1 protein-coding gene is annotated in these 3,981 nt (G+C 37.4%); it reads left to right on the top strand.

Annotation, left to right across the window (positions count from 1 at the left end; all coding sequences use genetic code 11):
* Window positions 1-135: 135 nt before the first annotated feature.
* Window positions 136-3,981: BspA family leucine-rich repeat surface protein (locus FC77_RS07330; RefSeq protein WP_156641854.1), on the top strand; the 3,846-nt coding region annotated here is incomplete at its 3' end.

The raw sequence follows: 3,981 nt of genomic DNA, 5'->3' as shown, positions 1-3,981 counted from the left end.
GGGAAAGCCAGGTATCATACACTAAGAGCATGGTATCTGGCTTTCAAGTTTCAGTTACTTTATTAAATTAGAGTCTTAATATTGTTATTGTAACAATTAGATAAAAATAAATTTTATTGAATTGAGGATGTATGTATGTTAGGAAAAAATAATTTCAAAGAACGATTAAGAAAGATGGAGATGCAGGCCAAAAAAGACCGTTTCTCTATTCGTAAATTAGCCATCGGTGCAGCTTCTGTGCTGTTAGGTTTTAGTTTTATGGGAATAACTGCGCAATCAGCTAAAGCTGACACATTTAATCCAGTAAAACAAGATAAACAAGAAATAGTTTCTGAGAGCCAAACCTCCAAAACTGTAGGGGGGGGGGTATTACACTCTCCATCAACTGAGGCTGTAAGTAAGAACACTACTGCATCCTCAACTGATAAAGCAGTCGATACTGCTGCAAAACAAGATAAAGAAAATAATAGCACCAGTGCAAGTAACACGGGTGCTATTTCTGATATTGATAGGAAGCCAAATTTAGCAACTTTTCCAGGATTAACTTTATTCTTTCAAGTAAATGAACCAGAAGCTCAAAACAGAGCTGATAATGTAAATACCAATAAGCAGCAAACAAATATTGATCAACCAACTGCTCCGCAGAATAAACAAGCAGAGTCCGATAATGGTGCTGCTGATACCACTGCTGCTCAAGGACCAATTACTGAGCAGTCAAATGAACAAGTAAAGGAACAGTCTGATAAGACAGAGGATTCTACCCAAACTGAACCAGCTGCTGAAAAGCAACCGGTGAAACCAGATTTGAGTACTTTCCCAGGCTTATCCATGTTCTTCACTGACGTTAAGAATGCAGATGCAAAGGATAACGTCGCCAAGACACCAGCCCAAGATACAAATGCTGATAAAAATGATCAAGATCAAACGAATGCAGAAGGTGATAAAACACCGTCTACTAGTTTGACTCCTGCAGAAAAGATTCCAGTTGCACCAAAGAAAGACGCTGCTTTAACTGCTGCTGCCTCTGATTTACAGAGTGCCATTGACAAAGGCAATGCATACGTAAATTCAGACAAGTTTACCCAAATGACGATTGAAAAACAAAAGCAATTACGGGATGCCATTCAAACTGGTAAAGAGTTAATGGCTAAGTACAACACGATGCAAGCTGCCATGAATTCTGCCGCACTGGAAGTAGATCAAAACAATAAAAATAAGGCTGAAACAAAAGCAAACGCTAATGTTGCAGCTTTGACTACTTTAAATGTTAATAACAATACACCTACAGATACTAAAGCTGGTGCAGATAATACAACAACTGATACAAATAAAACACCAGCTACTGATTCAACTTCTAGCTCTACTAATACAACAGTCACCACTCCTGAATTAACTCAAGCTGCACAAAGTATTATTACATTGTTGGGAACATTAGGAGCAGTTAATAGTAAGATTAGTTGGGATCCGACAACTAAGACCGCTACAATAGGAGCAGGTGAAATTGAAGATTTTTGGAGTATTAGAGATCTTCCAGCTGGTGCTGAGGATCAAATGAAACATATAAAGATTACAGGTCCTGTAACACACAATGCAAAAGACGTTAGTACTTTATTTAGCCATTTTTCAAATTTAGAAGATATTACAGGCTTAGCTTATTTTGATACTAGCAATCTTAATAAACTGGATGCTTTGTTTTCTAATGATCCTAAATTAAAGAGTATAGATGTTTCACATTTCAATACCAATAATGTAACTTCAATGAATAGTATATTTATGCAAGATTCTAGTTTAACCAATATTATTGGTTTACAGAATTGGCATACTGATAAGGTTACCGATATGAATTGGATGTTTGGATATGACACCGCTTTAACAAGTTTGGATTTATCTGGCTTTAATACTGCTAATGTTAAAACTATGTATTCGATGTTTAATGGAGATACTTCATTAAAAAGTTTGAACGTTGGTAGCTTTAACACTTCTAACGTCACTACTATGGAAAATATGTTTAATAGTGATTCTAGTTTGACGAGTCTAAATATTTCAAATTTTGATACTAAAACAAAATCTACCACTACTACTAATATGTTTGCGGGTGATGATAAATTAGAAGAGATAAATTTGGGACCTACTACTCTTATTGGCTCTGATTCTAAACTTTTCAGTCCTGGCTATGATGATCCTGTTCATCCAACTAAAATAGCTACATTGACTGATGGGAAAGATCATCATGGTACTTGGTATAGCTATGCTAATGGTACTATTAATTTTAAGTTTATTAATACTGCAAATAATAAACAAATTGGGACAGCAAAAGCAACGGGTCATACTAATGCTCAAGCTTTAGATTTTACTGATAGTAAAATTTTTAAAAAATATATTACTGATAATATGCCAAAGGGTTATCAATATTCTAGGATGGATTCTCAGAATGCAAGTTATTCTTATGCAGGCACAACAGTAAATGTTTACGTAACTGGTAGCCCAGTACCGGATGATGGCATTCATACGGTGATTGTTAAGCACTACCTAGAAGGAACTACTGATAAAGTGCCAAATATTGCAGTCGATAGTTATACTTTAGGTGCAGGTGAAGCTTATGGGACAACGGTTACGGCGAAAACGACGGATATCCAGCAAAAGGCACCTAATGGTTATGAATTAGTACCAGGTCAAAGTGATCAGAGTTATACATTGGATCCGAATGCGACAACACAGAAGCAATTAATATTTTATTATCGTGGTATTACACAAAACAATGTAACGATTAACTATGTAAATGCCAAAACAGGCAAAAATGTAGGCGATCCATATAAGCCAAGTGGTAGAACCGGTAAGACAATTAATTTAAAAGGTAAAATTCCTGCAGGCTACCACTACGCTACTGATGATGAATTAACTGGTACAGGTTATAAGCAACCAGATGCAAAAACGACAGTTTATACTACTGATACCCAGACAATCTCAGTTTATGTTATGGGTGATTCGGTACCGAATGACGGTACGAATAAAGATGCCGTTCATGTCCTGCACTATCTAGAAAGTCAGGATAATAAACCGACTACCGATAAGGTACCAGGTATAAAGGTTAATGATTACTGGCTGGGTGGTGTTTACGGTGATACGGTCAATGCCAGTGGCACCGATGAAGAGCAAAAAGCCCCAACTGGCTATACACTAGTTAATCCAGGTAATCAGAGTTACAAATTAGTTAAAGATGCATCCACGCATCCTGAGTTTATCTTCTACTATAAAGCTGATACAGAAGCTCATTTAAGCGTTCAATTTGTGAATGCCAGAACTGGCAAAGATGTTGGCAAAGCAGTAAAGGCACCGGATGGTTATATGAATAAGCCGTTTGATCCGACTGATAGTAATAGCTTTATCAAGACCAGCATTCCAGACGGCTACCATTATGCCACGACCAGTGATGAATTGAATGGCGAGACGCAGCCGAAGAATGATGGCAGTATCAAATACACGGATCAAGCTTATACAGTAACAGTTTATGTAGCTGGAGATGATGTCCCAGATGATGGCACCAATAAAGATGCAGTTCACGTCTGGCACTATCTAGAAAGTCAAGATGATAAACCGACTACCGATAAGGTACCAGGTATAAAGGTTGATGATTACTGGCTAGGCGGTGCTTACGGTGATACTGTTACTGCCAGTGGTACAGATGAAAAGCAAAAGGCACCAACTGGTTACACCATAGTTAATCCGAAGGAGCAAAGTTATGAGTTAATCAAAGGTGCTACTACGCAGCCAGAGTTTATTTTCTACTATAAGGCCGATAAAGAAGCTAATTTGAGTGTTCAATATGTAAACGCTAGAACAGGTAAAGATGTTGGTAAAGCAATAAAGGCACCAGATGGTTATATGGACAAGCCATTTGATCCAACTGATGACAATAGCTTTATCACAGCGAATATTCCAGATGGCTACCATTATGCCAAGACCAGTGATGAACTGAATGGC

Source organism: Lactobacillus acetotolerans DSM 20749 = JCM 3825 (assembly GCF_001436775.1).
In the GTDB taxonomy this organism is placed as follows: Bacteria; Bacillota; Bacilli; order Lactobacillales; family Lactobacillaceae; genus Lactobacillus; species Lactobacillus acetotolerans.
Note: the sequence above shows the minus strand (reverse complement) of the source record. Positions and strands in the feature narration are given on the sequence as shown.